The organism is Streptomyces sp. MK37H, assembly GCF_018035285.1.
GTDB lineage: Bacteria > Actinomycetota > Actinomycetes > Streptomycetales > Streptomycetaceae > Streptomyces > Streptomyces endocoffeicus.
In genome coordinates, this window is the sequence record NZ_JAAAYH010000034.1 from 1 (window position 1) to 26,287 (window position 26,287).

The following is a 26,287-nucleotide window of genomic DNA, read 5'->3' on the forward strand; positions in this document are numbered from 1 at the left end:
CCGGAGCCTCCGGCACCCGCGTGCCCGGCACGGCAACTGAGCCGTCACCCGCGTCGGACGACGCCCCCGCAGCGTGGGAAGCGCCCCGCGGCGCGCCCGGACCGCCGGGCGCCGACGCGGCGCCCCAGGACCCCGCCCCATCCGGCCGTTCACCGATACCACCCGGCCGAGCGCCGTCCCGCGCGGGCGCGGTATCCGGGAAACCCGACGCGGCCGTGGACGCTTCGGCAGCCGCGCCCACCGACGCCCCGCCCGCCGCCGTACCGTCACCACGCTCCGGCTCGAAGGGAACGGCGACGGAACCGGGCGCCGCCGGAGCGGCGGCCGGGCTCGGCGGGGTCGGCTGACCCGGCTCTCCCGGCACGGCCCCCGTGCTTCGCGTCCCCGGCACGAGGGCTCCGCCCGGCGCGGGCTCGGTGGAGATGGTGTGCGGTGCGCCGGAGCCGCCCGGGTCCGACGCGGCGGACGGGGGCTCCGCGAGATTCGCGGACGGGGGCTCCTCGCTCCCGGCGTCCGGCGTCGTCAGCAGCAGGGCGGCGCGGCCGGCGTCGTCGGCGCGCAGGAGGCGGATCGCCTCGGCGGCCGCGTGGGGGCCGCTGACGGCGATCGCGTCGGCGGCGGCGCCCAGGGCCGTGGCGACCGGGACCTCGAAGCCCGGGGTCACGGTGAGGAGTTCGGCGGCGGGGCCCAGGAGTCCGCCGAGGCGGTCGGCGGCGGCCATAAGGGCGCCCGTGCCGTCCTTACGGCGCAAGCCGAGGGCGAGGGCGTCATGGCGGGCGGAGGTCGCTGCGCGCTCGCGTTCGGCGGCCGTCGCCGCCTCGCGGGCCGCGCTCAGCGCGGCCTCCGCCTCGGCCAGCTCGTGCTTCGCGGCCTCATGGCGCTCCGCCAATTCCGCGTCATCCGCGTCGAGTCCGTCGACCTCCGCCTTGAGCTGCTCGTACTCCTCCTGCGCGGCGACCGCCCGGGTCTGTGCCTCGTCGCGGGACGCGGCCAGCCGCTCGATCTCGGCGCGGGCCGAACCGGCCCGGCCACGGGCGGCGTTCACCTGGCCCTGGAGCCGGGCGAGCCCTTCGCGGCGGTCGGCGATGGCGCGGGCCACGTCCTTGAGCCGGCGCTCCTCCTCGGCCAGACTCCGCTCGAGCTCGGCCCGGTGCGCCACGGTGTCGTCCAGCGCCCGGCTCGCCGCCTCCAGGGCGGCCTCCAGCTCGGCCTCCTGCTCCCGGATGCGGGCCGCCTCCCGCTCCATGTCCTCGGGGTCGCGTCCGCGCCGCTCCTCCCCGGGGGCGGAGGTGGCGCTCTTGACCCGGGCGTCCGCCAGGCTGATCGTGCCGCGCACCCGCTCGGCGAGCTGCGAGAGCTCGTACCAGGTCTGCTGGGCGTCCCGGAGCCGGGGCGCGAGCCGCCGCACCTGCTCCTCCAGCGCCGCCTCGCGCTGCTGTGCGGTCCGCAGCTCGGCCTCGGCGGCCTCCTTGCGCCGCTTGAGCTCGGCCTCGTCGGCGACCTCGGCGCTCAGTGCCTCGCGCAGGGTCACCAGGTCGTCGGCGAGCAACCGCAGCCGGGCGTCGCGCAGATCGGCCTGGATGACGGCGGCCCGCCGGGCCACCGCGGCCTGCCGGCCGAGCGGCTTGAGCTGGCGGCGCAGTTCGTCGGTGAGGTCCTGGACGCGGGCGAGGTTGGCCTGCATCGCGTCCAGCTTCCGCAGCGCCTTCTCCTTGCGCTTGCGGTGCTTGAGGACGCCCGCGGCCTCCTCGATGAAGGCGCGGCGGCCGGTCGGATCGGCGTGCAGCACCCCGTCGAGCTGGCCCTGCCCGACGATGACGTGCATCTCCCGGCCGATACCGGAGTCGGAGAGCAGCTCCTGGATGTCCAGCAGCCGGCAGGTGTCCCCGTTGAGCTGGTACTCGCTGCCGCCGTTGCGGAACATGATCCGCGTGATGGTGACTTCGGCGTAGTCGATGGGCAGCGCGCCATCGGCGTTGTCGATGGTGAGCGAGACCTCGGCGCGGCCGAGCGGGGGACGGCCGGTGGTCCCGGCGAAGATGACGTCCTCCATCTTGCCGCCGCGCAGGGACTTGGCACCCTGTTCGCCCATGACCCAGGAAAGGGCGTCCACGACATTGGACTTGCCCGAGCCATTGGGACCGACGACGCAGGTGATGCCCGGCTCGAACCGGAGCGTCGTGGCGGAGGCGAAGGATTTGAACCCTCGCAGGGTCAGGCTCTTGAGATGCACGCCTTTGGACTCTACCCGCCACACTTCCTCCGGCACCGTCCCATGACGGTGGCGCGGCGCACCCGTCCCGGCTTTTTCTCCGTTTCAGCAATGATCGGTTTCACCGCTGGGAGAGAGGGGCACATCAGTCGGTAAGGGTGGCTCGGAGGCACGCTGGGGAAACGACGAAGGGACGCCGAAGCGTCCCTTGAGGATTCTCAAGCGGCTGACGATGCAGCCCGACCGGCCCTGGGGCTGGGTCAGGCGAGCGCAGGCTCCGCCTGGGATACGTCGATGCTTTCGAGCAGCGAGTCGCCGTGACGAGCGGCGGCGGACAGCGCGTCGTTCTCGGCCTGAATCCGGACGATCTCGGATTCAAGGTCCTGGACGCGCTGCTGAAGCCGTCGCATCTCGGCGAGGACTCGGGGGTCGGAACCGCCGACGTAACCGAGAAGCGCCTTTGCCATGATGGATGGTCCTCCACAATGAGTGACCGACCGAAGCGGTGTGGGTCGTGAGGGATTTGCACCCGCGATGCCTGCCGAAATTACTACCCTGCTGCGCGGCAAACAGTTAAGGTGCGCGGGGCTTCCAGCGTCTCACCAATTGGTTTGAGGGTCAACACGATCACACGCCGACGGGCCCGCAGGGGCCGAGAGCACACTGGCGGCGGATGGTCCCGCCCCTCTCCAGATGACCCATCGCGGTCGGGGATCTTTCGTGACTCCGCAGCCTTCCATGGAGCGGCCCCGTTGGCAACCATCAGCCGATTTCTGCTCACCGTGCGCAGGGAAGGCGTGGTCAGAGGGGGCCACGGAGGGTGCCTCCGGTGAGTTGATCAACGGATCTCGAAGGCGTCGTAGCCGCCGCGCGGTGTGTCCCAGATCTCGGTGATTCCCTCGACTTTCCCGGGCGTGTCGCCGTCCCGGAGCCATTCGAGCAACTGTTCGCATTCCGCACGCGGGCCCTCCGCGACCACCTGCACCCGCCCGTCGGCGAGGTTGGAGGCAAAGCCGACGAGGCCCCCGATGCGCAATGCGTTGGCCCGGGTGTACCAGCGGAAGCCGACACCCTGGACGCGGCCGCGGACCCACACGGTGAGGCGGACTCTTTCGTTCATATGCGCACGCTAACCCCCCGTCCGAGCAGCCGCTAAACCATCGAATTGCCCAGTGGGCAGGCGCGTTGGGGCCCGAATGGCGTACAGTCCCGGCTCAACAGGACTCACCCACACGAGTGATACATGGCTCGCGCACACGAGTGACACATTTCGAGCGACTTTTGACGCCGAGCACACAAGGAAGGCAGGAGATGGGCCGCCATCGACGATCTGCCCCCGGTACCCCGGCGCAGGTGGCCGCAGCAGGCCGCCACCGGGGACCGCACCGGAGCCCCCTCGCTCCGGTCCGGACCGGACTGTTGGGCGTGTCCGCCGCTGTCGCGGTCGGCGCCGTGGCGATGGCCTCCGGACTCGGTCCGAACGGCTACAAGCTCGGCGGGGGCAACGACTCCGCCGGACAGGTCCAGGCGGACGGTCCCTCGGACTCCGGCCTGGAGACACAGGGCTCGCAGTCCGCGGCCCCCACCGATCGCAGCACGGTGCCGCCCAGCCGTGGTGACGACCGCCCTCACGCACCCTCCACAACTCCCTCCAAGACCCCCTCCAGGCCCTCTGAGACGCCCTCCACCACCCCGCCGGAGCAGCCGGGGCCCTCCCAGCCCTCCGGGAACGACCGGCCGGGCGGAAACGGCAAGGGCAACGGCAAGGGCAAGGGAAGCGACAACAGCAACGGCAAGGGCGGCGCGAACGGCGGCGGGCACGGCAAGCCGTCGCAGACGCCCTCGACGGAGCCGACCGCACCCGAACCCCCGGCGGAGTCGGCCGGCCCCGAGACCGCCTCGGAGGCCGAAGTCCTCACCCTCGTCAACAAAGAGCGCAAGAAGGTCGGCTGCGACCCCGTGACGGCCGACTCCAAACTCGCCCAGCTGGCCGAGGACTTCAGCGAGGACATGTCCCTGCGCCAGTTCTTCGACCACATCAACCCCGACGGCGACAGCCCCTGGGAGCGGGCCGAGGGCGCGGGCATCCTGGACCTGGGCGGGGAGAACATCGCCCGCGGCCAGTCGGACGCACAGTCCGTGATGGACTCCTGGATGAACAGCTCCGGCCATCGCGCCAACATCCTCAACTGCTCGTTCAAGCGACTGGGTGTCGGCGCGCACTTCGGCGACGGCGGCCCCTGGTGGACCCAGGACTTCGGCTATTGAGATAGGTGCAGGTCAGAGGCTTACCGGGCCGTCTGGGCCGTGTCGGGGCCGTCATTCGTACGGGCCCCATCTCCAAGGACACGATCAACGGCGGCCCGGGTCCGGGTCTCGCTGGAGGGCATCAGGTGCGTGTACGTCCGGAGGGTGTATCCGGGGTCATGGTGCCCCAGGTACTCGCTCAGAGCCTTGATGCTCTCCCCCGCGTCGAGGAGCAGCGAGGCATAGAAGTGGCGTAGCGCGTGCATGCCATTCTCACGGTTGGGCTCTACGCCGACTGCTCGCAGCGTCGGACGCCAGACGCGATCGTTGAAGCGGTTCCGGTTGAGCGGCAACCCGGCAGGCCCGCAGAAGATCAGCGTTGCCGTAACCGGCGGCCCATCGAGCGTCTTCCAGGGCAAGGTGATCGCAACAGGCGGGTACCGCGTGATGTGCCCGGCGAGAGCGAACGCGACCGACTCAGGTAGTGGTACGTCGCGGATCTTGCCGCCCTTCGGAGGGGCGAACACCGGACGCCCACGGAGTAGCTTGACCTGGCGGACGACGTGAACGACTCCCCCGAGGAAGTCCACCTCTTCCACGGCCAGGCCGAACACCTCACCCTGTCGCAGTCCGCAGCCAACGGCCGGTTCGATCAGCTCCCGGTACCGGTCAGGTAGCTGATCCTGGACCGCCTTGACACGCTCAACCGTCCACGGCTTGATCTTGCGCGGGTCCAGCCGGGGCGCCTTGACTGACCGGGACCGACACGGATTGTCTCTGATGATCCGGTCTTCCACAGCAGCCGTGAAGACCGTGGAGACGTGCGCGAAGATCCCCCGACGATAGCCAGCCGCAAGGCCCGCGTCCTCCAGAGCGCGCATCCACAGCCGTATGTGTGAGGGCTGGAACGACGCCAAGGGTCGCGTCCCCAGGTAGGGCGTCGCGTGCAGGCGTAGCCGACTCTCGACAGACTCACGGGTGGCCGGATCGGTGGTCTGAGTGGCAAGCCACGTGCTCACGTACTGCGCGAAGGTCACCCGTCCCGCCAATGGGTCGATGTAGTCGCCCCGGGACATGTCGGCCTCGACGTTGTTCAACCACGCTTCAGCCTTGCGCTTCTGCTTGTCCGGGAATGACTGGCTCTTCTCAGTGCCATCGGGCCCGACGTAGCGGGCGCGGTAGCGCAGGCCGACGCCGTGCCGGTCGGTCTTGACCTTGACGGGCTTGCCATCCAGACCGGGAACCGTCTTGTACCAGCGGTCTTGGACGTGCCCGGCCATCAGGCAACCCCTTCCATCAGGTCAGCGATCCAGCGGCGAACGTCTTCGGGGTCGAAGCGCAGGTGTCGGCCGACCCGGAAGCCGCGCGGACCGGTGCCCTTGCGACGCCACTGGTAGACCGTCTCGACCGGTACGCCGACCAGGTCAGCCAGGTCCAGCGGAGTCAGGTAGCGCTCAGGAAGCGGTCGGGCCATGGTCACCACTCCCCCTCTGCGTCGAGATCGGCCAGTACCTCACGGGCGGTTTCGCGGTTGGTGCGGAGCTCCCGGGCGATGGTGGCAGCGAGCCAGGATTCGCCGGGCGTGTGGCCATGCCCCGCGTAGGTCCAGTGGGACATGACCAGCGTGGAGCCCTCCGGGGCGTCGTCAGGGTCGGGCAGGCCCCGTTCACGGCGTTCCTGGCGTGCGCGGAAGTCGGCGCGGACCTGGCGAAGTGCGCTGAGGGTGGTGGAGTAGCGGCGGGACTTGGTGGAGAAGTGGCCCCGGAAGCCGAGCATGTGAGCCCATTGCCAGAGCTTGCGGTCCGGGTAGTGGTCGTCCAGGTCGAAGCAGGCTTCGATCAGGCGGCGGGTGTGGGCGGGAAGGTCGGTCAGCTTGTCCAGCTCGGAGAGCTCCCCGATCCGGCGGTCAACGGTGCCCGTGGTCTCGGCCGCTTTGGTGGCGTACTTGGCCACGTACGAAGCGACCGCCTGCTCGGTGAGTTCCTGGCCGTCGTCCATGCCGATGGGCCGTACGTCCACCTGATCACCCCAGCGGAGCACGCGGGCAGGCTGGCCATCAGCGGCGGGCAGGGGACGGAGACGCGGGCAGCAGCGGCGGTGATGGCGTCCGACAGCAGGCCCGCACTGGCCCAGGTCGGCGGGGCGTCGTCCGCTCCTCCAGGGCCGTCGAGACGCACGATGGCATGGAAGTGGACCGCTCCACGCTTCTGGTACTCGGCCACCTTGCCGAAGGAGACCCGGCACACCTCCCCCAGCGCGCTCTGGCTCAGCCCGGCACGGGCAGCCAGCTCCCGGCGCAGGTAGATGGTGAAGCGTCGCCACAGGTCCCCCGCATGGTTGTTCCACAGCACCGCGCCCGCGTAGTCGTACCGGCCCGAATCGAGCGCCGTGCCGAGCTCGGGAGCTCCCTCATGGTGGGCGGTGCCGCAACGGCAGCGGCCGGAGGCGGGGCGGTTGTGGACCGGGCCGAAGCTCGGGGCGGTCAGGGTGGCGAACACCTTGGGGTGCGTGCGCACCCGAGCGGAAACGCCCTTGTTCAGGTCTCCTGTCAGGCCCGCACGGATCAGGTGGAAGGTGTCCCCCGCGTAGGTCCAGGCACAAGAGGGGCAGCGGGAGGCCCGACGGTTGCCGCACGCGACCCGGAGCCGTCCGCCCGGTTCACCCTCAGTGCTGTAGGAGTACAGGACGTCCCCGGTCTTGGCGTCGCGGGTGGTGGTCAGGCCCTGGAGGTGGATCGGGTCGGAGCAGCCGCCGTTGCGCTTGATCTGCTCTTGCCAGCGGTCGAAGCCCGGTCCGGCGGTGACCCTGAGCGTGTCGGCGAGGGTGATGGGGTCGGTGCCCAAAGAGGCCGCGACGTTAGCCACAGCCTCCGGGGCGACGGGGAAGGCCGTCACTGGTGATCCTCCCTCGGGTAGCCGTGCCCGAGGGGCGGGTAGGTGCCGAACACCTTGGCGTCATCTTCGGCGTAGAGCGCGTCATCGACCACGGCGAAGAACTCGGTGTGCGGCCGAACGTCGTGGCGGTTCAACCACGTGGCGATCTGCTCGGTGCGGTCTTCGTCGGCCGCTTCGGCAGCGTGGCGGGGGTCCCCGAAGTACGTCACGCGACACCGCCCTGGCACATCCCGCACGGGCGGTAGCCCTCTTCGAACCAGTCGGCGTCAGGGTCAATGGCCCAGTGGCCCCACAGCTTCCCGGCGTCGTCGCACGTCGGGCAGGGGCCGTCGAACGCCGGGCGCTCCTGCCTGGCCTTCGCCTCATCGCTCATCCCCATGGACCTTTGGCAGGTGACGGCAGCCGCCAACTCCTCAGCACGAGCCAACCGACCAGCGCGGGGGAAACGGGCAGCCTGGCCCTGTTTCTGTGCGGGGGTAAGCCGACCCTCCAGCCACGACAGCCGGTAGCCCCGCGCGAGGGCAGCGGAGCGATACAGGCGCTCCAGGCCCATCCGCTCCGCGCCCTGGAGGATCCAGGTCACCAGCGTGGGCGCGTCCCCGGCCCGGTACTGGTACCGGTCGGGCATGTCGGAGGCGTACAGCGCAACCGCACGCTCCTGGTTGTTCAGGCTTTCGACTAACACAGCCGACGCGGCCGAAGTGCCAGACGACGCGCGCGGAGCAACAAGCGTTTCAGGCATGATGGAAACTCCCTTTGGTGGGAGCCGGGGCGGCGGATCTGCTTGGCGGTAGGAGCGCCGCCCCGGCATGAACGGATCAGTCAGCGGCGGCGCTGGCTACGCGGAGGGACCTTCGGGCCGGGCTCGATCCCCGTCGCCCAGCACGGGTCACACCCGTCACCGGCAGCGCTCTCGCCGGACCCCTCGCAATTCGGGCAGGGCGGGCACCCGCCGTACTGCTTGACACGAACCTTGTATGCCGACTCTTCCGCACTCCGAGCACGCTTCCCGAACATCGACTCTCCCTCTGGGTGGTTTGACCTTCACAGCACGGGGCGGCGGATCTGCTTGGCGGTAGGAGCGCCGCTCCCGCTTGTGGCTGGGTCACCCCTGTCATGCAGGTGATGACAGCTCTATAGTGTTCTAGAGCACCTGAGAAAGTCAAGAGCTCTACTAGAGCACTTTAGAACAGGAGGCCAACATGGCAGGGCAACCGCAGGGACTTGCGCCCTATCGTCGTATCGCCGCCGACATCAGGCGACGCATCGAGTCAGGGGAGATCGCCCAGGGGGAGCGCATCCCATCCGTGCGGGACATCGTGCGAGACGAAGGCGTATCCACCGCCACGGCGACGCGGGTAGCGGCAGTGCTCCGGGAGGAGGGGTACGCCAAGTCCATCCCTGGCGTAGGAACGATCGCGACCACCCCCAAGAAGCTGACGACCGGCCCCGACCGGCTGACGATGTTGCGAGCCGGGGGCGATGGATACCGGCCAGGAGAGAGCGTTGAGATCTTGAGTTCCGGACTCGCGCCCGCCCCAGAGGAGGTTGCCGACGCGTTGGGGTTGGAGGAGGGGGAAGAGGCAGTCCAGAGGCGTCGGATCTACAGGGATGGGGATGGAGTCGTCGCGCTGTCAACCTCTTGGCTACCGGGAGAGTTCGCGGCGTCAGCCCCAGAGCTGTTGAGTACCGGACCATTGCCCAAGATGACGTTCGGGTTGATCGAAGAGAGGACCGGACGACGCGCAGTTCGCCGGAGGGACGTCGTTGCGATCAAGGAAGTCCCTGAAGACGTGGCCCCCTTGCTGGGCGTCACCCCCGGCACCTCGGCCCTCTCCATGACCAACCGTTACTGGGACCAGCACGGCGACACCACCGAGTACGCAATCGACTACCTAGGCGCCGGGCGAACCTTGTCCGCAGACTACGACCTTGACTGACCCGGTTCGTTACGGATTTCTCTACCTCATCAAGGCCCCCGGCTGCGCTCCGCTTCGCCGGGCGCGCTCCCGGCTCCCGGTCGCGCTCTGCTCCTGCCTCCGGCCCGCGCCGCGCACCGTCCGCCGACGCGCGCCCACAGGCGAGAAAGCCGGGGGCCAATGGTCGAGACCCAACCGGCCGACACAGGCTCAAGCTTCAAACCATGCCTCCGGCGGGGGCTCTCAGGCTCCGGGATGGCCGGGGGCTCCGTCTGCGTCCGCAGGTCCGTCGTGGCGTGCGTGGGAACTCCCATCCCGTCACCGTCGTCCCAGGCAGAGCCGAGCAGACGCGGCCCAGGGGCGTCAAGGTCGTTCGTACAGTGGCGCGCTCCACCTTGACGCCCCTGAACCACGCCCGCTCCACGGTGTGTGGGACGACGGCGACGGGATGGGAGCTGGGGAGGGTGGTGGGTTAAGGAAGTGAGGAGGCTCGGGCCGTCGCGGGGCCGTGAAAGGGTGCTCAACGACGACCAACGCTGACAACCATTGACGGCTCAGCCGCAGGTCACAGCGTTGATCGGTTAGGCGACCGCAGGTCACAGACCCGGCCGGTCACTTCTTCGGCTACTGAGCCGCTGAGCGGAAGCCCTGAGCGGGCCTCCGCATCCGGCCACGCATGAAGGCCCGGAGCGCATGAAAGCGCCCCGGGCTTTCACATGCCGTACAAGCAGCACACTCACCAGCCGAAAGCGCGACCCCGGAGTCAGCGCTGAGTGCGCGTATGGTGTGGGTATGGACAGTGAACGCACTGGCGGGGCGTCCACCACGGTGGACGCGGAGAACCTGGCCTTCGACGTGTTCGCCCGCGCCTGCCCCTCACGCGGCACGCTGGAGCATGTCACCGGCAAATGGGGCGGCCTCATCCTGGGCGCGCTCCACGACGGCTCCTTCCGCTTCAACGAGCTGCGGCGGCGGGTCGACGGCGTCAGCGAGAAGATGCTGTCCCAGACACTGCACGCGCTGGAGCGCGACGGTCTGGTGCACCGCGAGGCGCAGCCGACCAACCCGCCCCGGGTGGACTACCGGCTGACCCCGCTGGGCAGCGCGGTCGCCGAGCGGCTGCTGGCCCTGATCCATCTGGTCGAGGACCGGATGCCCGAGGTGCTGACGGCCCAGGAGCGCTACGACACCACGCGCGTCGGGAGCGGCGAGGCATCGGCCGCGCGGGACGCCGGACGGGACGCCGTGGTGGCCGGGCGCGGCGGGCGCTGACAGCGCGGGCAGAAGTAGCTGGAGCGGTTCATCCAGGGGCGGCGGCGCATCGCGGTGCCGCAGCGGCGGCAGGGCTCGTCCTCCCGGCCGTAGGCGTCCAGGGAGCGCTCGAAGTACCCCGACTCGCCGTTCACGTTCACATAGAGGCTGTCGAAGCTGGTGCCGCCGACGGCCAGCGCGGCGGTCATCACCTCGCGCACATGGTCCAGGAGTTCGGCGGCGCGCGGGCGGGTGAGGGTGGCCGTGGGCCGGTCGTAGTGCAGCCGGGCGCGCCACAGCGCCTCGTCGGCGTAGATGTTGCCCACCCCGCTGATCAGCGACTGGTCCAGCAGCGCGCGCTTGATCGTGGTGCGGCGGCGGCGCAGCGCGAGGTGGAAGGCCGCCTCGTCGAAGGCGGGGTCCAGCGGGTCGCGGGCGATGTGCGCGATGGCCTCCGGCAGCCCCTCCAGGTCGCCGGGGACGGTGTCGTGCAGCGAGAGCCCGCCGAAGGTGCGCTGGTCGACGAAGCGCAGCTCGGTGCCCGCGTCGTCGGCGAAGCGGACCCGGATGCGCAGATGCTTCTCGTCGGGCGCCTCGGCCGGCTGGACCAGCAGCTGCCCGCTCATCCCGAGATGGGCCAGGACCGACTCGGCGGGCGCGTCGTCGTCGAACGGCAGCCACAGGTACTTGCCACGGCGCCGGACGGTCCCGGCGCGACGGCCCCTGAGGCGGGCCGCGAAGTCCTCCGCGCCGCCGAGGTGGCGGCGGACCGCGCGCGGGTGCAGCACCTGGACCTCGGCGACCGTACGGCCGCTGACCCAGCGCTCCAGTCCGCGGCGGACCACCTCGACCTCGGGCAGCTCGGGCAACGGGGGCCTCCTTAAGCCTTCGAGCCCTCACCGCCCCCGGGCGGAACGGCCCGGGCGGGCCGTCCGCCGCGGGGGCGGTGAGAGACGTTATGGACGTGATGGACGGTGCGGGTCGGGGAAGGCCGATCAGCGTGCCGGGGAGGCCGTGTCGGCGGCGGCTCCGCCGTCCACCACCGTGCCCGCGGTTCCGGCGTCGGCCGCCTTGGCCTTCGCCTGGGCCTCGTCGGCAGCCGCGCGGATGGCGCGCCAGGCGGCCTCGGCCGCCTGCTGCTCGGCTTCCTTCTTGCTGCGGCCGGTGCCGGTGCCGTACGCGACACCACCGACGCGGGCGGCAGCCGTGAAGGTCTTCTCGTGGTCGGGACCGGTCTCGGAGACCAGGTACTCCGGGACCCCGAGGCCCTCGGTGGCGGTCAGCTCCTGGAGACTGGTCTTCCAGTCCAGGCCGGCGCCGAGGTTCGAGGACTTCTCGATCAGCGGGTCGAAGAGCCGGTGGACCAGCTCCGCGGCAGCGTCGAGCCCCCGGTCGAGATAGACAGCGCCGATCACCGCTTCAAGGGTGTCGGCGAGGATGGAAGCCTTGTCCCTGCCGCCGGTGCCCTCTTCGCCCCGGCCGAGCCGGATGAAGGCGCCGAGGTCGAGGCCGCGGCCCACCTCCGCGAGCGCGCGCGAGTTCACCACCGCGGCCCGCAGCTTGGCCAGCTGGCCCTCGGGCAGGTCGGGGTGGATGCGGTACAGCGTGTCGGTGACCACCAGGCCGAGCACCGAATCCCCGAGGAATTCCAGCCGCTCGTTGGTGGGCAGCCCGCCGTTCTCGTACGCGAAGGAGCGGTGGGTCAGCGCACGCACCAGAAGGGCGGACTCGAGCTGGTACCCGAGCCGCCCTTCCAGGATCGTGTGAGACGAGGCCGTGTCCGCCTGGGCCGCTTCACCGCGCTTGCGCGGGGGCGTGGTGGCGTCTGACATAGAGCCTGTCACCCGCCGATCAGACCTCGAGGACCTGGCGGCGGTTGTAGGTGCCGCAGCTCGGGCACGCGATGTGCTGCTGCTTCGGCTCGTGGCAGCGCTCGCACGCCACCAGGTTGGGGACCGCAGCCTTCCACTGCGACCGGCGGTGGCGCGTGTTGCTGCGCGACATCTTCCGCTTCGGAACAGCCACGGCTACTTCTCCTGTGAGTCATCCCCGCGCTCGCGGGGTGCGTTGTCCTTCTCGCCGTCCCTCATGGTCTCGGCGAGTCCCTGCAGTGCCGCCCAACGGATGTCGGCGGACTCGTGGTGGTGGTCGGGGTCGTCCGCGAGCCGGGCGCCGCAATCGGCACACAGCCCCGGGCAGTCCTCCCGGCACACCGGCTGCAGCGGCAGTGCGAGCACCACCGCGTCGCGCAGCACGGGCTCGAGGTCGAACAGGTCGGCCTCGAGGAAGAGCATGTCCTCCTCCTCGGCGTCGTCGCCGGTATCCGCTTCGCGGCTCCGGTCGTCGGCGTCGGGGTAGGAGTACATCTCCTGGAAGTCCACTTCGAGCTCTCGCTCCAGCGGCTCCAGACACCTTACGCACTCCCCCGTGAGCGGCGCACGGGCGGTGCCTGTGACAAGCACCCCTTCCATGACCGACTCCAGGCGGAGGTCCAGCTCGATCGTCGCGCCCTCCCGCACCCCGATGACCTCGATACCGAGACCCTTGGGCGCCACCACGGAGCGGGAGACCCTTTTGAGCGCACCAGGACGACGGCCCAGCTCGCGCGTGTCGAACACGAGGGGGGCACGGTGGTCGAGGCGGGCGTTCAGGGCTTCCTGCTTTCTACGCTGCGGCGGGCCACCCGAACATCCACTACGAATCGGGCAGCCGAGATCGCGGACGTACGCGCGACCGAAGAGCCAGGATACTGGACGGGCCGCCGTAGACCCAATCCGCCCGGTGGGGAAGGGGTTCTCGCCGCCCGGTGGGGAGCGGGGCCTAGCGGCCCTGCTCGTACTGGCGGAGCTGATCGAGGTCGATCATGCTCGTGTCGAACAGGCTGGTCTCGTCGAGTGCGGCACCCGGCTGCTGCTGGTGGTGCTGGGGCAGCTGCTGAGGCTGCTGGGGCACGTCGTAGGCCGCGTTCGGATCGTAGCCCTGGGCCTGGGCCTGCTGCTGCCAGCCGTAGGCGTCCTGCTGATAGCCACCCTGCGCGGCGTACGCGTCCTGCTGTACGTACGCCTGCTGGTAGCCGTACGCGTCCTGCTGCTGATAGCCCGCGGTGGCGGCGTAGTACGCGGCGTCGGCGGCCGCCTGGTCGGGCGGGGCGACGGGCTGGACGAGGTCCGCCTGGGACTGGGCCAGGTCCGCCAGATAGTCGTCGTCGGTGGTCCGCAGGGCCGTGCCGGCCTCGTCCTGGGCCGCCATATGGGCACCGAGTTCATCGGCGGGCCGGGCCCCGAGCAGCTTCTGGCGGCCCCGGCCGACCGCCTCCAGGGTCTTGGCGAGGACCGCCGAGACGGCCCCCAGCTTGGTGTCCACGTACTCGTCCGCGCGGTGCCGCAGGGTGGCCGGGTCGGCGCTGCGCTCCGGGCCCTCGTCGGGCTGCCCGAGGCCGTCCTCGGCACCGGGGGCGCGGCCGAGCAGCTTCTCCCGGCCGCGGTCGACCGAGCCGATGGTCTTGGTGAGCACGACCTCGAAGTTGGCCAGCTTGCTGTCCACGTAGTCGTCGGCCTCGACGCGGATCTCCTCGGCCTCCCGGCGGGCCTCGGTCAAGATCCGGTCGGCCTCCTCCTGGGACTTCCGCACCAGCTCGGTGTCCGAGATCAGCGAGGCGCGCTGGGCGTGGGCGGACTCGATGATCCGCTCGGCCTCCCGGTGGGCCTCCTCGACCATCTGGTCCCGGCCGCCGATCAGCTCCTGGGCGTGGGCCAGGGAGTCCGGGAGTGCCGCGCGCACCTCTTCGAGCATGGCGAGCAACTCGGCGCGGTTGATCACGCACGAGGCCGACATGGGCATGGACCGGGCGCCGCCGACGGTATCGACGATCTCGTCGAGCTTCTTCTGCACGTCCACTGTGGGTGCTCGCAGACTGTCTGGATGCGGATGGGTACGGGATACGAACGGGACGACTGTACGGCCAGCGGGCGCCTCCCGGACAGCCGCTGACGCCCCGTCAGCCGCTACTTCCGGCCGAGCCGCTCGGCGAGCGCCTCCAGGACGATCGGGGGCACCAGGTGGGAGACGTCGCCGCCCCAGGCCGCGACCTCCTTGACCAGGCTGGAGGAGAGGAAGCTGTAGGTGGGGTTGGTGGGCACGAACAGCGTCTCCACGCCGGAGAGGCCGTTGTTCATCTGGGCCATCTGCAGCTCGTAGTCGAAGTCGCTGACGGCCCGCAGCCCCTTGACGATCGCGGGGATGTCCCGCTGCTTGCAGAAGTCCACCAGGAGGCCGTGGAACGCTTCCACCTTGACGTTTCCGTACTCCTCTGTGGTCCGGCGGAGGAGATCGATCCGCTCGTCCACCGTGAACAGGCCCTGCTTCGACTTGTTGATCATCACGGCGACGTGCACGACGTCATAGAGCTTGGAGGCACGGGCGATGATGTCGAGGTGTCCATTGGTGACGGGGTCGAACGACCCCGGACAGACTGCGCGGCGCAATGGAAGTTCCTCGCTCTCGGGTCCGGTCATGACGCGTTCTCGCACGTCGAGGCGGCGCGACCGTACCAAAGCGTGCCCTCGCCGTAGCGACGGGCCCTGAGCCCCTCGAATCCGGCAGGCCACACGAACTCCCCACCTCGTGTGCTGCGCTCAACGGTGGCCAGCGCGCCGGGCGCGAGCCAGCCCTTCCCCAGGAGTGTGAGGAGTATCTCCCGGACTTGGTCGTCGGTGACCGCGTAGGGCGGATCCAGGAAAACGACGTCGTACGGGCCGGTGTCGGGGGCCTGTCCGGCGATGGTCTGTTCGGCCTTGCCGGTGCGCAGCTCCGCGCCGGGCAGACCCAGGGTGCGGACGTTCTGACGGATCGTGCGGGCCGCCCGCGGGTCGGACTCGACCAGCAGCGTGTGGGCGGCGCCGCGGGACAGCGCCTCCAGGCCGACCGCTCCGGAGCCGCCGTACAGGTCCAGGACGCGGGCACCGTCCAGCGAGCCGAGCAGCGACTCCCAGGTGGAGAACAGGCCCTCACGCGCCCGGTCCGAGGTGGGTCGGGTGCCGTTTCCCGGCGGCACGGCCAGGCGCCGGCCGCCGGCCGCTCCGGCGATCACGCGGGTCATGGGTGTGGGCCGTCCTTCGCGGTGGTCGGGGCAGCGGCGCACCGTGCCCGTCCGGGCGGGGCCGCCGCATCTCCACGATATGGCGTACGGGGGCCGGCGGTGGCCGGGCGCTCCTTTCGCGGGGCTCAGCCCTTGTCGAGGAATTCCGCACGCTCCTTGTCCAGCAGGGCGTCCAGCGCGGTGCGCAGCTGCGGGTATCCGGCCAGCTCCGGGTCGGCGGCGACGATCGCGGCCGCCTCCTCCCGGGCCGCCGCGATGACCTCCTCGTCGTCGATGACGGCGAGCACCCGCAGCGAGGAGCGGACCCCGGACTGGGCCTGGCCGAGCACATCGCCCTCCCGGCGCTGCTCCAGGTCGATCCGGGACAGCTCGAAGCCGTCGAGCGTGGCCGCGACCGCGCCCAGCCGCGCCCGGGCGGGGCTGCCCTCGGGCATGTCGGTCACCAGCAGACACAGCCCGGCGGCCGAGCCCCGGCCGACGCGGCCGCGCAGCTGGTGCAGCTGGGAGACGCCGAACCGGTCGGCGTCCATGATCACCATGGCGGTGGCGTTGGGGACGTTCACACCGACCTCGATGACGGTCGTGGCGACCAGGACGTCCACCTCGCCCGCGGCGAAGCGGCGCATCACCTCGTCCTTGGCCTCGGGCTGCATCCGCCCGTGCAGCACCTCCACCCGCAGATCACTCAGCGGGCCCTTGACGAGCTGCTCGGCGACATCGACGACGGCCAGCGGCGGACGCTTCTCGGCCTCGTCCTCGGGGCTCTTCTCCTTCGCCGCCTTGGACTCGTCCTCCTCGTCCCCGATCCGCGGGCACACCACATAGCACTGGTGGCCCGCGGCCACCTCCTCCCGCACCCGCTCCCAGGCGCGGGTCAGGAAGTGCGGCTTGTCCTTGGCGGGCACCACATGGGAGGCGATCGGGGAACGGCCCGAGGGCAGCTGGTCCAGAACGGAGGTCTCCAGGTCGCCGAAGACGGTCATGGCGACGGTGCGCGGGATCGGGGTGGCCGTCATCACCAGCAGATGCGGGGGCTGCTTGCCCTTGGAACGCAGGGCGTCGCGCTGCTCGACCCCGAAGCGGTGCTGCTCGTCCACGACCACCAGGCCAAGATCGTGGAACTGGACCTTGTCCTCGATCAGGGCATGGGTGCCGATCACGATCCCGGCCTCGCCGGTGACCAGGTCCAGCAGCGCCTGACGGCGGGCCGCGGCGCCCATGGAGCCGGTGAGCAGCACCACCTTGGTGCCCTGCTCGGTGCCGCCCAGCATGCCGCCCTCCCGTCGCCCACCATCCCCCTTCTGCGGAGGGGCTTCGCGCCACAGCCCCCAACTGGCCAGCTCGCCCATCATCTCGGTGATCGACCGGTGGTGCTGCTGGGCGAGCACCTCGGTGGGCGCGAGCATCGCCGCCTGCCCCCCGGCGTCCACGACGCCGAGCATCGCGCGCAGCGCGACCATGGTCTTGCCCGAGCCGACCTCGCCCTGGAGCAGCCGGTGCATGGGGTGGTCGGTGGCGAGGTCGGCGAAGATCTCCTCGCTGACCCGGCGCTGGCCCTCGGTGAGGGTGAACGGCAGCCGGGCGTCGAAGGCGGTCAGCAGCCCGTCCGGGGCGGGCTTGCGCGGCGCCGCGGGCAGCTGGGCGTCGGCCTGCCGCCGCCGGGCGAGCGCCACCTGAAGGACGAACGCCTCGTCCCACTTCAGCCGGTCCCGGGCCGTCGCGATATCGGCCTTGGTGCTGGGCCGGTGGATCTTGCGCAGCGCCTCGGGGAGCGTGGCCAGCCCCCGGCCCTCGCGCAGGCTCTCGGGCAGCGGGTCGATCAGCCCGGCCAGCGCGGACTCCTCATGGCCTGCCGGGCCGAGCACGGTGTCGACGGCCTGCTGGATCTGCCAGGACTCCATCTGCTTGCACGCCGGGTACAGCGGCAGCAGCTGATTGGCGAACGCCTCCACGGTCTCCGCGCCGCTCCCCGCGCCCAGCGTCTTGAACTCGGGGTGGGCCAGCTGCCGCTTGCGGTTGAAGACCGAGACCTTCCCGGCGAACATCGCGCGGGTGCCGGGCTGGAGCTCCGTACGCGGCTTGTGGACGCCCTTGCCGAAGAAGACCAGCTGGAGACGGCCGCTGCCGTCGGTGATGGTGACCTCCAGCCGCCGGCCCCGGCCGCCGTTGAACGTGTGCACCCGGGCGTCGGCGACCTGCGCCACCACGGTCACATGCTCGTCCAGGGGCAGGTCGGACAGCCGGGTCAGCTCACCGCGCTCCGCGTACCGCCGCGGGTAGTGGTGCAGCAGGTCGCCGACGGTGTGCAGGTCGAGATGGTCGGCCATCACCTTCGCGGTGTTGCCGCCCAGGACCTTCTTCAGGGGTTCATCCAGCACGGGCACCCGTCCATTGCACACCACGGGGGTGACAATCGGGGAGGACGAGCGGGGTGATTCCAGCGGGGAGGTTCAGCGATCGGCCGCCGGGCTCATTCGATGCCTATGATCAGCGGCGCGGTGGGCTGACCGCCGTGGTAGACGACCGTGTCGACGGCGAAATGCCCCTCCCGCACATGCCGCTCCAGCCGTTCGGCGACCTCGTCCGGAAGGTCCGCGCCGAGCACCAGCGTGACCATCTCGCCGCCCGACGCCAGCATCCGGTCCAGCACCGTCTCGGCGGTCGCGGCCAGCTCCGAGCCGATCACCGCCACATCGCCGTCGATCATGCCCAGGACGTCCCCGGCCTGGCACACCCCGGCCATGGTCCAGGACTGGCGCTCGGCGACGGCCAGTTCCGCGTAGCGGGTGGCGCCCGCGGCCGAGGTCATGGCGACCACGTCCTCGTCGAAGCTGCGGCCGGGCTCGTGGACGGCGAGCGCGGCGATGCCCTGGACGGCGGAGCGGGTGGGGATCACCGCGACCCGTACGCCCTCGGCGCGGGCCTGGGCCGCGGCCGCGGCCGCCGGGTGGTGCAGCTCGGTGTCGTTCGGCAGCAGCACGACCTCCCGGGCGTGGGCCCGGCGGACCGCGTCCACCAGCTCACCGCTGGCGGGCGGCTCCCCGGGGCGGGTGGCGACCGCGGTCGCGCCCGCCTCGGCGCACAGCGCGGCCAGCCCGTCGCCGGGGACGACGGCGACCACGGCTCGGGGCGCGCGCTCGGCGCGCGAGCCGCCCGTGGGGCCCTGGGCGCCGGACTGATCCGGCAGGACGATGGCCGGGCCCGGCCGGTCCGGACCGTCCGAGCCCGCCTTACGGACGGCGGCGCCGCCGAAGTGGGTGATCCGGATGCGGTACGGGCGCCCGGCCTGGATGCCCGCCTCCACGGCCGCCCCCGCGTCGTCCACATGGACGTGGACGTTCCACAGGCCGTCGCCGCCGACGACCACCAGGGAGTCGCCGAGGGCGTCCAGCCGCTCCCTCAGGGCGGTCACGGCCGTGTCGTCGGCCTCCAGGAGGTAGATCACCTCGAAGGCGGGCCCGCCGTCCGGGGCGCCGTCGGCGGGGCAGCCCGCCAGGGCCTGCCCGCCCGTCCCCATGAGCGCCAGGGCGTCACGGCCGGGGCGGGCCGGTACGAGCGCCGCGGGGGTCTCGCCCGACAGGGCCTGCGCGAGCCCGCCCAGGACCGTCACCAAGCCGTAGCCGCCCGCGTCGACCACCCCCGCGCGGGCGAGGACGTCGAGCTGGCCCGGGGTGGCCTGGAGCGCCGTACGGGCGCCCTCGTACGCGGCGCGGGCCACCGTGGCGACGTCGCCCGTGGCCCGTTCCGCGCTCTCCGCGGCGGCCACGGCGACTGTAAGGACGGTGCCTTCGACGGGGTGCGCGACGGCCAGATAGGCGAGGTCGACCGCGCGCCGCAGCGCCCGCCGCAGCCCGTCCGCCTCACCTGCGCCCGGGGCCTCTCCTGCGCCCGGGCCCCCGTCCGGCGTGCCGTCGCCCAGGACGTCCGCCATACCGCGCAGCAGCTGCGCCAGGATCGTGCCGGAGTTGCCCCGCGCGCCGATCAGCGCGCCATGGGCCATGGCGCGCACCACATCGGCGAGGGTGGGACGGGACGCGGCGGCCGAGGTCGCGTGGCCGTCGAAGGCGGCGTCGACGGCCCGGGCGGCGGACTCGACGGTCAGATACAGATTGGTGCCGGTGTCCCCGTCCGCGACCGGATAGACGTTGATCGCGTCGATGTCCGCCCGGGCCCGGCCCAGCGCGTCGAGGGCGAGCCCGCACCAGGTCCGTACCGCATCGGCATCGAGCGTGTGCGGCACGAAAGATCCTCCTCGGAGGCTGCTGGGGGCGGGGGTGGGCATCGCGTCATCGCAGGGTAGCCGCCGCCCTCGGCGGGTGCCGGGGCAGCCATGATAGTTTCGTTGTACGGGAGTGGCCGTTGTATGCTGCTCCGGTTGCCCGATGCGAATCGGGCCATTCCCCCAGGCGCCGCCGATCCTCCACGATTCAGGCAACGTCCGGGGCATCCGTTCAGTGTCCTGTCTCCTCGCGGGAAGCGAGGGCGACCCGTCTTTGGAGTAACCCGTGGCTGCCAACTGCGACGTCTGCGGCAAGGGGCCGGGCTTCGGCAACAACATCTCGCACTCGCACCGCCGCACCCGCCGTCGTTGGAACCCCAACATCCAGACGGTGCGCGCTGTGGTCGGTCGTACCCCGAAGCGGCTCAACGTCTGCACCTCGTGCATCAAGGCCGGCAAGGTTTCGCGCTAGTCGTCTAGTCGCACGGCCTCCCCGCGCAAGCGGGATCCGGTACGCCAGGCCGGTCCACCACTGGAGTGGACCGGTCTTTCGCGTGCCCTCAGCCAGTCCCCTCCGACAGCCACCCGTGGTCGACCGGGCCGATGCCCGCGCCCAGGGGGAAGCCCGCCGCGATGGCGCCCGTGACGTAGTCCTTGGCCGCCGTGACGGCCTCGGGGACCTCGTATCCGCCCGCCAGATACGTGGCGACGGCCGCGGCCAGGGTGCACCCCGTGCCGTGCGTATGGCGGTTGTCCTGGCGCGGCGCCCGGAGCCAGTGCTCCTCGGTGCCGTCGGTGAGCAGATCCACCGCGTCGCCGCCGGGCAGATGGCCGCCCTTGATCAGCGCCCACCGCGGGCCGTGGCCCAGCACCGCCCCGGCCGCCCGCCGCTGGCCGTCCTCCGACTCCACCCGGACGCCGGTGAGCTGGGCCACCTCGTCCAGGTTGGGCGTGGCGACGGTCGCGGTCGGCAGCAGCTTCGTACGGACCGCGTCGAGCGCCTCGGCGGCCAGCAGCGGGTCACCGTGCTTGGAGACGCCGACCGGATCGACGACCACGGGCGCGGTGACGTCCGCGAGCAGCGCGGCCACGGTCTCGACCAGTTCGGCGGTCGCCAGCATGCCGGTCTTGACCGCCTGGACGCCGATGTCGTCGGCCACGCTGCGGAACTGGGCCCGTACGGCCTCGGCGGGCAGCTCCCAGGCGCCCTGGACGCCCAGGGAGTTCTGCGCCGTCACGGCTGTGATCACGCTCATGCCGTGGGCGCCCAGGGCCAGCATCGTCTTCAGGTCGGCCTGGATGCCCGCACCGCCGCCGGAGTCCGATCCGGCGACGGTGAGGACGCGCACGGGCGCCGAGCCGTCATGGGCGGGGCGGGGGACGCGGGGAGGTAGAGCCATGGCACCGAATCTACTCGGCGCCCCCGGCACCCCCGAACGTCCCCCAGGGCGCCCTTACGGTCACTCGGCGCCCTTACGTTCACACATCACCGTCACTCGGCGCTCTTACCGTCGCCGAAGTGGTCCCAGCCCCCGTGTGCCCACGGGGCTCCGTCCACCGTCACCTGGGGCAGCGCCGAGGGGTTGAGCACCTCGCCGATCACCTTCCAGCGGGCCGGCAGCTTGGCGTCGGGCGGGAAGGTGGCCACGATCGCGTGGTCCTCTCCCCCGCTGAGCACCCACTGCAGCGGATCGACGCCCACCGCCTGCCCGATGTCCGACATCTGCGAGGGGATGTCGATGTCCGCCGAGCGCAGATCGATGCGGACCTTGCTGGCCTCCGCGATATGCCCGAGGTCGGCCACCAGCCCGTCGCTCACATCCGTCATCGCGGTGGCGCCCAGCCCGGCGGCGGCGGGACCGGCGTGGTACGGCGGCTCCGGCCGCCGGTGCGCCTCGACGAAGGCCCGCGGCGAGCGGAAGCCGCGCGAGAGCACCGCGTGTCCGGCCGCCGACCAGCCCAGCCACCCGGTGACGGCGACAACGTCGCCGGGCTGGGCACCGGATCGGGTGACCGGCTCGTGGTTGCGCAGATCGCCCAGTGCGGTGATGGCGACGGTGATGGTGTCTCCCCGCACGACGTCACCGCCCACCACGGCCGCGCCCGCGACCTGGCATTCGTCGCGGATGCCGTCCATCAGCTCGGCCGGCCAGGTCACCGGCAGATCGGCGGGGACCACCAGGCCGAGCAGCAGGGCGGTCGGCACGGCGCCCATGGCCGCGATGTCGGCCAGATTCTGGGCCGCGGCCTTACGGCCGACGTCATAGGCGGTGGACCAGTCCCGGCGGAAGTGCCTGCCCTCCAGCAGGATGTCCGTACTGGCCACGACCCTCCGGTCGGGCGCGGCCACGACCGCGGCGTCGTCACCGGGCCCCAACCTCACCGCCGGGGTGGTGGTGAGCCGGGATGTGAGCTCTCTGATGAGCCCGAACTCCCCCAACTCGCCCACGGTGCCCTTCATCCCATCGCCCCTTCGTGCTCGTGACCACTTTCCGCCGCGCCGCGCTCCCCGCGCGGGTCTCCCCGCGCCGCACGGCGACGCGGTACCGTGGCGTCCCTTCTTTTCCACATGATCCTCGTAGCCGCCCTGGAGGTTCCGTGGTACAGGCGTACATCCTGATCCAGACCGAGGTCGGCAGGGCCTCGACCGTGGCCGACGTCATCGCCAAGCTCCCCGGGGTGATACAGGCGGAGGACGTGACGGGCCCCTACGACGTGATCGTGCGGGCCCAGGCCGACACGGTCGATGAGCTCGGCCGCATGGTGGTCGCGAAAGTCCAGCAAGTGGAAGGGATCACCCGTACCCTGACCTGCCCGGTCGTCCATCTCTAGCTCCCCCGTATGATCGGCCGGTGAATTCCGCACACCGTAGTCTCACCCGACGGCTCGTCCCGCTGTCCGCCACGGTGGCCCTGGCCCTGGTGCCGGTAGCGGGTTGCTCCTTCACCGGGGATTCCGACGACGCCAAGGCGCCCGCGGTTCCCACGCCGGCCCCACAGGCGGCCGCGATATGCCGGGCGCTGCACAAGGAACTGCCCGATGCCGTGAACGGGCTGAAGCGGGGCACCGCCGAGCCCGCCTCGGACTACACAGCCGTGTGGGGGGACCCCGCCGTGCAGCTGCGCTGCGGGGTCCCCCGACCGGAGGCGATGGGCTCCAAGACCGCGTCGGCCGAGGTGAACGGCGTCGAGTGGCTCCCGGAGAAGCGACCGGACGGCTACCGCTTCACCACCGTACTGCGCCGGGCCTATGTCGAGGTGACCGTGCCCGGGAAGTACTCCCCCGAGATCAACCCCCTGCTCGACCTCGCCCGCGCCGTCAAGAAGACGGTCCCGAAGGGCGTGGCCTAGCGCGTGTTCCGAAAGTCCCGCCTGCTCCGGGCGGACGGCGCTGCTTTCGAAACACGCCCTGGCGCGGCCCCGCGCGACTGGCGGCGCGGCCGTCCGGCTAGCGCAGCCCCGTCGAGCGGCGCAGCGCGGCCTCCAGCAGCCGGTCCACCAGCTCGGGGTAGCTCACGCCGCTCTCCTGCCACATGCGCGGGTACATCGAGATCGGGGTGAAGCCGGGCATGGTGTTGATCTCATTGATCACGAACTCACCGCTGTCCAGCAGGAAGAAGTCGGCCCGGACCAGCCCCTCGCAGGACGCCGCCTCGAAGGCGGCCACCGCGAGCTCCTGGACCCGCCGGGTCTGCTCCTCGGTGAGCGGCGCGGGCACGATGCCGTCCGCCGCGTCGATGTACTTCGCCTCGAAGTCGTAGAAGGCGTGGGAGGAGACCGGCGGGATCTCGGCGGGCACGCTGGCGCGCGGCCCGTCCTCGTACTCCAGCACCCCGCACTCGATCTCGCGGCCGCGCAGCAGCGCCTCCACGATGACCTTCGGGTCGTGGCGCCTGGCCTCCTCGATGGCCGCGTCCAGGTCCGCCGGGCCCTCGACCTTGCTGATACCGAAGGACGAGCCGGCGCGCGCGGGCTTCACGAAGAGCGGCCAGCCGTGCTCCTCTGCGAACTCCACGATCCTCTGGCGCGCGGCGGAAGGTTCCTGCTCCCAGGCCCGGGGGCGGATCACCTCGTACGGGCCGACGGGCAGCCGGAAGGAGACGAACACCCGCTTCATGTACTCCTTGTCCATGCCCACGGCGGAGGCGAGCACCCCGGCGCCCACGTACGGCACCCCGGAGAGCTCCAGCAGCCCCTGGAGGGTGCCGTCCTCGCCGTACGGGCCGTGCAGCATGGGGAAGACGACGTCGACGTCGCCCAGAGCCTTGGGCACCGCCCCCGGCTCGCTGTAGACGACCTCGCGGTTCCCCGGGTCGACCGGGAGGACGACCGAGCCCTCGCTGGACTCGGCGAGCCGTTCGACGCTGGGCAGCTCGCGGTTGGCGATGGCCATCCGCTCGGGCTCGTCGGCGGTCAGCGCCCAACGGCCGTCCGCGGTGATGCCGATCGGCAGCACGTCGTACTTCTCGCGGTCGATGGCGCGCAGCACGGCGCCCGCGGTGACCACCGAGATGGCGTGCTCAGAGCTGCGGCCGCCGAAGACGACGGCGACGCGCGGCTTCCGCCGCTCGCCTCCGGAGGAAGCCGGGACAGGGCCTGGGGAAGGGGTCTGGCTGCTCATATCGCGTTGAGGTTACCTTGCGGTCCGCGCGGCGTCAGTGCCGCTCGGCCTTGGCGCTGCGGGACATCAGCTCTTTGAGCGCGACAAGGGGCTGTTTGCCGTCGTGCACGATCTCGACGACGGTCTCGGTGATGGGCATGTCGACGTCGTGGCGGCGGGCGAGATCCAGCACCGACTCGCACGACTTGACGCCCTCCGCGGTCTGCTTGGTGACCGCGATGGTCTCCTCCAGTGTCATCCCGCGGCCCAGATTGGTGCCGAAGGTGTGGTTGCGGGAGAGCGGGGAGGAGCAGGTGGCGACGAGGTCGCCCATGCCCGCCAGGCCCGCGAAGGTGTGCGCGTCGGCGCCCATCGCCAGGCCCAGCCGGGTCGTTTCGGCGAGGCCGCGGGTGATCAGCGACGCCTTGGTGTTGTCGCCGAGCCCCATGCCGTCGGCGATGCCCACGGCCAGCGCGATGACGTTCTTCACCGCGCCGCCCAGCTCGCAGCCGACCACGTCGGTGTTGGTGTACGGGCGGAAGTACGCGGTGTGGCAGGCGGTCTGGAGGCGGCGGGCCACGCTCTCGTCGGGGCAGGCCACCACGGAGGCGGCGGGCTGCCGGGCGGCGATCTCCTTGGCGAGGTTGGGCCCGGTGAGCACCGCGACGCGCTCCGCGGGCGCCTTGGCGACCTCCTGGACGACCTCGCTCATCCGCTTGGCCGTGCCGAGTTCGACGCCCTTCATCAGGGAGACCAGCACGGTGTCGGCGGCCAGCAGCGGGGCCCAGTCGGAGAGGTTGCCGCGCAGCGTCTGGGAGGGCACGGAGAAGACGGTGAACTCCGCGCCGTCCGCGGCCTCGGCCGGGTCGGTGGTGGCGCGCACGCCGTCGGGGAGCCGCACCCCGGGGAAGTAGTCGGGATTGCCGCGGCCGGTGTTGATGGCCTCGACGACACCGGGCCGGCGCCCCCACAGCGTCACCTCGCACCCCGCGTCGGCGAGCACCATCGCGAAGGCGGTGCCCCAGGAGCCGGTGCCGAAGACGGCGCAGCGCGTCACTTGCTCTCCTCATCGGCCAGCGGGAGCGGCGGGCCGTCGGTGCTTGACCTGGTGGGCCGGTCGTACCTCTGAACGGGCGCCGGCTCGCCGCGCACCTCGGAGAGGAGCTCGGTGATGGCGTCCATGATGGTGTCGGTGGCCGCCCTGAGGACCTCGGCGGTGGGCTCCTGGCCGTAGAACTCGGACAGGTCCACCGGCGGGCCGGCGTGCACCTTGAGCGTCTTACGGGGGAAGAGGCGGACCCGCTTCTCCTTGGCGTACGGCGGCACGGCCTCGTTGGCGCCCCACTGGGCGACGGGGATGACCGGGGCCTTGGTGAGCAGCGCGACCCGCGCGGCGCCGGTCTTTCCGCGCATGGGCCACATGTCCGGGTCGCGGGTGAGGGTGCCCTCGGGGTAGAAGGCCACGCACTCCCCCTTGTTGATGGCGTCCACGGCGGACCGGAAGGCGTTGGCGGCGTCGGTGGACTCGCGGTAGACGGGGATCTGGCCGGTGCCGCGGAGCATGGTGCCCACGAAGCCGCCTCTGAAGAGGGCGGCCTTGGCGAGGAAGCGCGGCACCCTTCCGGTGTTGTACTGGAAGTGCGCGTAGGAGAGCGGGTCGAGATACGAGTTGTGATTGATCGCGGTGATAAATCCACCGTCGGCGGGAATGTGCTCCATTCCGTGCCAGTCCCGCTTGAACAGAACCACCAGCGGCGGTTTGCACAAGACCGCTGCCACGCGGTACCAGAAGCCGATTCTGCGGCCGGACACTCGGAACATCCTCTCTTGGACCCTGCTGACCTGCTG

Annotated in this window: 27 protein-coding genes and 1 pseudogene; 6 read left to right on the forward strand and 22 right to left on the reverse strand. The window is 71.3% G+C overall.

What is annotated here, in order from left to right:
* From GWI24_RS07900 to GWI24_RS07910, 3 genes are all read right to left on the reverse strand, one after another.
* On the reverse strand, positions 1-2,233 hold a 2,233-nt coding region (locus tag GWI24_RS07900; RefSeq protein WP_308343563.1), incomplete at its 3' end, for an AAA family ATPase.
* A 239-nt stretch (positions 2,234-2,472) separates the two neighbouring features.
* The gene (locus GWI24_RS07905) at positions 2,473-2,679 is read right to left on the reverse strand and encodes a hypothetical protein (RefSeq protein WP_037948583.1); all 207 of its coding nucleotides are present in this window, start codon (positions 2,677-2,679) and stop codon (positions 2,473-2,475) included.
* A gap of 371 nt (positions 2,680-3,050) precedes the next feature.
* Positions 3,051-3,332: an acylphosphatase gene (locus GWI24_RS07910; RefSeq protein WP_201850889.1), complete on the reverse strand. Its 282-nt coding sequence runs from the start codon at positions 3,330-3,332 to the stop codon at positions 3,051-3,053.
* 191 nt (positions 3,333-3,523) lie between these two features.
* Here GWI24_RS07910 and GWI24_RS07915 point away from each other — a divergent pair, with 191 nt between their 5' ends.
* Positions 3,524-4,480: a CAP domain-containing protein gene (locus GWI24_RS07915; RefSeq protein ID WP_210945182.1), complete on the forward strand. Its 957-nt coding sequence runs from the start codon at positions 3,524-3,526 to the stop codon at positions 4,478-4,480.
* 20 nt (positions 4,481-4,500) lie between these two features.
* Here the strand turns inward: GWI24_RS07915 and GWI24_RS07920 are convergent, their stop codons facing one another.
* From GWI24_RS07920 to GWI24_RS07940, 5 genes and pseudogenes are all read right to left on the reverse strand, one after another.
* Positions 4,501-5,739, reverse strand: a complete 1,239-nt coding sequence (locus GWI24_RS07920) for a site-specific integrase (RefSeq protein WP_210945183.1) — start codon at positions 5,737-5,739, stop codon at positions 4,501-4,503.
* Positions 5,739-5,933 (reverse strand): AlpA family transcriptional regulator, encoded by a 195-nt coding sequence (locus GWI24_RS07925; RefSeq protein WP_210945184.1) that lies wholly within the window; start codon positions 5,931-5,933, stop codon positions 5,739-5,741. The genes GWI24_RS07920 and GWI24_RS07925 overlap by 1 nt, the downstream gene beginning before the upstream one ends.
* 2 nt (positions 5,934-5,935) lie before the next feature.
* Positions 5,936-7,323: pseudogene (gene repSA / locus GWI24_RS07930) on the reverse strand (replication initiator protein RepSA).
* A gap of 26 nt (positions 7,324-7,349) precedes the next feature.
* A complete protein-coding gene (locus GWI24_RS07935) occupies positions 7,350-7,562 on the reverse strand; it encodes a hypothetical protein (protein ID WP_210945185.1) in 213 nt (70 codons plus the stop codon).
* Positions 7,559-8,095 (reverse strand): hypothetical protein, encoded by a 537-nt coding sequence (locus tag GWI24_RS07940; protein WP_210945186.1) that lies wholly within the window; start codon positions 8,093-8,095, stop codon positions 7,559-7,561. Before GWI24_RS07940 ends, GWI24_RS07935 begins: the two co-directional genes overlap by 4 nt.
* A 460-nt stretch (positions 8,096-8,555) precedes the next feature.
* On the opposite strand from GWI24_RS07940, the gene GWI24_RS07945 reads away from it, so the two are divergent.
* Both GWI24_RS07945 and GWI24_RS07950 read left to right on the forward strand, forming a co-directional pair.
* Complete coding sequence (locus GWI24_RS07945; RefSeq protein WP_210945187.1) at positions 8,556-9,293, forward strand: GntR family transcriptional regulator; 738 nt, start codon at positions 8,556-8,558, stop codon at positions 9,291-9,293.
* Positions 9,294-10,064: 771 nt separating this feature from the next.
* Complete coding sequence (locus GWI24_RS07950; protein ID WP_210945188.1) at positions 10,065-10,544, forward strand: helix-turn-helix domain-containing protein; 480 nt, start codon at positions 10,065-10,067, stop codon at positions 10,542-10,544.
* Here GWI24_RS07950 and mutM read toward each other — a convergent pair.
* From mutM to GWI24_RS07995, 9 genes are all read right to left on the reverse strand, one after another.
* Positions 10,454-11,392, reverse strand: coding sequence for a bifunctional DNA-formamidopyrimidine glycosylase/DNA-(apurinic or apyrimidinic site) lyase (gene mutM / locus GWI24_RS07955; RefSeq protein ID WP_210945189.1), 939 nt, complete (start codon positions 11,390-11,392; stop codon positions 10,454-10,456). The genes GWI24_RS07950 and mutM overlap by 91 nt on opposite strands.
* Positions 11,393-11,518: 126 nt before the next feature.
* A complete protein-coding gene (gene rnc / locus GWI24_RS07960; protein WP_210945190.1) occupies positions 11,519-12,355 on the reverse strand; it encodes a ribonuclease III in 837 nt (278 codons plus the stop codon).
* Positions 12,356-12,374: 19 nt separating this feature from the next.
* Positions 12,375-12,548: a 50S ribosomal protein L32 gene (gene rpmF, locus GWI24_RS07965; protein WP_037948573.1), complete on the reverse strand. Its 174-nt coding sequence runs from the start codon at positions 12,546-12,548 to the stop codon at positions 12,375-12,377.
* Between the two features lie 2 nt (positions 12,549-12,550).
* Positions 12,551-13,141: a DUF177 domain-containing protein gene (locus GWI24_RS07970; RefSeq protein ID WP_210945191.1), complete on the reverse strand. Its 591-nt coding sequence runs from the start codon at positions 13,139-13,141 to the stop codon at positions 12,551-12,553.
* 202 nt (positions 13,142-13,343) lie between these two features.
* The gene (locus GWI24_RS07975; protein ID WP_210945192.1) at positions 13,344-14,420 is read right to left on the reverse strand and encodes a cell division initiation protein; all 1,077 of its coding nucleotides are present in this window, start codon (positions 14,418-14,420) and stop codon (positions 13,344-13,346) included.
* A 107-nt stretch (positions 14,421-14,527) separates the two neighbouring features.
* Positions 14,528-15,037 (reverse strand): pantetheine-phosphate adenylyltransferase, encoded by a 510-nt coding sequence (coaD, locus tag GWI24_RS07980; protein WP_210945193.1) that lies wholly within the window; start codon positions 15,035-15,037, stop codon positions 14,528-14,530.
* The gene (gene rsmD / locus GWI24_RS07985; protein ID WP_210945194.1) at positions 15,034-15,621 is read right to left on the reverse strand and encodes a 16S rRNA (guanine(966)-N(2))-methyltransferase RsmD; all 588 of its coding nucleotides are present in this window, start codon (positions 15,619-15,621) and stop codon (positions 15,034-15,036) included. The genes coaD and rsmD overlap by 4 nt, the downstream gene beginning before the upstream one ends.
* A gap of 125 nt (positions 15,622-15,746) precedes the next feature.
* Positions 15,747-17,948, reverse strand: coding sequence for an ATP-dependent DNA helicase RecG (gene recG, locus GWI24_RS07990; RefSeq protein WP_247616055.1), 2,202 nt, complete (start codon positions 17,946-17,948; stop codon positions 15,747-15,749).
* 143 nt (positions 17,949-18,091) lie between these two features.
* The gene (locus GWI24_RS07995) at positions 18,092-19,861 is read right to left on the reverse strand and encodes a DAK2 domain-containing protein (RefSeq protein WP_210945196.1); all 1,770 of its coding nucleotides are present in this window, start codon (positions 19,859-19,861) and stop codon (positions 18,092-18,094) included.
* 265 nt (positions 19,862-20,126) lie between these two features.
* Here GWI24_RS07995 and rpmB point away from each other — a divergent pair, with 265 nt between their 5' ends.
* Positions 20,127-20,312, forward strand: coding sequence for a 50S ribosomal protein L28 (gene rpmB / locus GWI24_RS08000; RefSeq protein WP_009714771.1), 186 nt, complete (start codon positions 20,127-20,129; stop codon positions 20,310-20,312).
* Positions 20,313-20,400: 88 nt separating this feature from the next.
* Here rpmB and thiD read toward each other — a convergent pair whose 3' ends face one another.
* Together thiD and GWI24_RS08010 are read right to left on the reverse strand one after the other, a co-directional pair.
* A complete protein-coding gene (gene thiD, locus GWI24_RS08005) occupies positions 20,401-21,240 on the reverse strand; it encodes a bifunctional hydroxymethylpyrimidine kinase/phosphomethylpyrimidine kinase (protein ID WP_210945197.1) in 840 nt (279 codons plus the stop codon).
* A 92-nt stretch (positions 21,241-21,332) separates the two neighbouring features.
* The gene (locus GWI24_RS08010) at positions 21,333-22,301 is read right to left on the reverse strand and encodes a thiamine-phosphate kinase (protein WP_210945198.1); all 969 of its coding nucleotides are present in this window, start codon (positions 22,299-22,301) and stop codon (positions 21,333-21,335) included.
* 137 nt (positions 22,302-22,438) lie between these two features.
* On the opposite strand from GWI24_RS08010, the gene GWI24_RS08015 reads away from it, so the two are divergent.
* Both GWI24_RS08015 and GWI24_RS08020 read left to right on the forward strand, forming a co-directional pair.
* On the forward strand, positions 22,439-22,672 hold the full coding sequence (locus GWI24_RS08015; protein WP_037948554.1) for an Lrp/AsnC family transcriptional regulator: 234 nt from the start codon (positions 22,439-22,441) through the stop codon (positions 22,670-22,672).
* A 20-nt stretch (positions 22,673-22,692) separates the two neighbouring features.
* Positions 22,693-23,190: a DUF3515 domain-containing protein gene (locus GWI24_RS08020; protein ID WP_308343565.1), complete on the forward strand. Its 498-nt coding sequence runs from the start codon at positions 22,693-22,695 to the stop codon at positions 23,188-23,190.
* A gap of 97 nt (positions 23,191-23,287) precedes the next feature.
* Here the strand turns inward: GWI24_RS08020 and GWI24_RS08025 are convergent, their stop codons facing one another.
* The 3 genes from GWI24_RS08025 to GWI24_RS08035 are packed head-to-tail and all read right to left on the reverse strand — an operon-like array spanning position 23,288 to position 26,251.
* Positions 23,288-24,460: a D-alanine--D-alanine ligase family protein gene (locus GWI24_RS08025; RefSeq protein ID WP_210945199.1), complete on the reverse strand. Its 1,173-nt coding sequence runs from the start codon at positions 24,458-24,460 to the stop codon at positions 23,288-23,290.
* A gap of 34 nt (positions 24,461-24,494) precedes the next feature.
* Complete coding sequence (locus tag GWI24_RS08030) at positions 24,495-25,496, reverse strand: NAD(P)H-dependent glycerol-3-phosphate dehydrogenase (RefSeq protein WP_037948547.1); 1,002 nt, start codon at positions 25,494-25,496, stop codon at positions 24,495-24,497.
* Positions 25,493-26,251: a 1-acyl-sn-glycerol-3-phosphate acyltransferase gene (locus GWI24_RS08035; RefSeq protein ID WP_210945200.1), complete on the reverse strand. Its 759-nt coding sequence runs from the start codon at positions 26,249-26,251 to the stop codon at positions 25,493-25,495. Before GWI24_RS08035 ends, GWI24_RS08030 begins: the two co-directional genes overlap by 4 nt.
* Positions 26,252-26,287 lie beyond the last annotated feature (36 nt).

Coding starts and splice junctions, on each gene's coding strand:
- GWI24_RS07905 (WP_037948583.1), bottom strand. CDS start 2,679: ATGGCAAAGGCGCTTCTCGGTTACGTCGGCGGTTCCGACCCCCGAGTC.
- GWI24_RS07910 (WP_201850889.1), bottom strand. CDS start 3,332: ATGAACGAAAGAGTCCGCCTCACCGTGTGGGTCCGCGGCCGCGTCCAG.
- GWI24_RS07915 (WP_210945182.1), top strand. CDS start 3,524: ATGGGCCGCCATCGACGATCTGCCCCCGGTACCCCGGCGCAGGTGGCC.
- GWI24_RS07920 (WP_210945183.1), bottom strand. CDS start 5,739: ATGGCCGGGCACGTCCAAGACCGCTGGTACAAGACGGTTCCCGGTCTG.
- GWI24_RS07925 (WP_210945184.1), bottom strand. CDS start 5,933: ATGGCCCGACCGCTTCCTGAGCGCTACCTGACTCCGCTGGACCTGGCT.
- GWI24_RS07940 (WP_210945186.1), bottom strand. CDS start 8,095: ATGCCTGAAACGCTTGTTGCTCCGCGCGCGTCGTCTGGCACTTCGGCC.
- GWI24_RS07945 (WP_210945187.1), top strand. CDS start 8,556: ATGGCAGGGCAACCGCAGGGACTTGCGCCCTATCGTCGTATCGCCGCC.
- GWI24_RS07950 (WP_210945188.1), top strand. CDS start 10,065: ATGGACAGTGAACGCACTGGCGGGGCGTCCACCACGGTGGACGCGGAG.
- rnc (WP_210945190.1), bottom strand. CDS start 12,355: ATGTCAGACGCCACCACGCCCCCGCGCAAGCGCGGTGAAGCGGCCCAG.
- coaD (WP_210945193.1), bottom strand. CDS start 15,037: ATGACCGGACCCGAGAGCGAGGAACTTCCATTGCGCCGCGCAGTCTGT.
- rsmD (WP_210945194.1), bottom strand. CDS start 15,621: ATGACCCGCGTGATCGCCGGAGCGGCCGGCGGCCGGCGCCTGGCCGTG.
- recG (WP_247616055.1), bottom strand. CDS start 17,948: ATGGCCGACCATCTCGACCTGCACACCGTCGGCGACCTGCTGCACCAC.
- thiD (WP_210945197.1), bottom strand. CDS start 21,240: ATGGCTCTACCTCCCCGCGTCCCCCGCCCCGCCCATGACGGCTCGGCG.
- GWI24_RS08010 (WP_210945198.1), bottom strand. CDS start 22,301: ATGAAGGGCACCGTGGGCGAGTTGGGGGAGTTCGGGCTCATCAGAGAG.
- GWI24_RS08025 (WP_210945199.1), bottom strand. CDS start 24,460: ATGAGCAGCCAGACCCCTTCCCCAGGCCCTGTCCCGGCTTCCTCCGGA.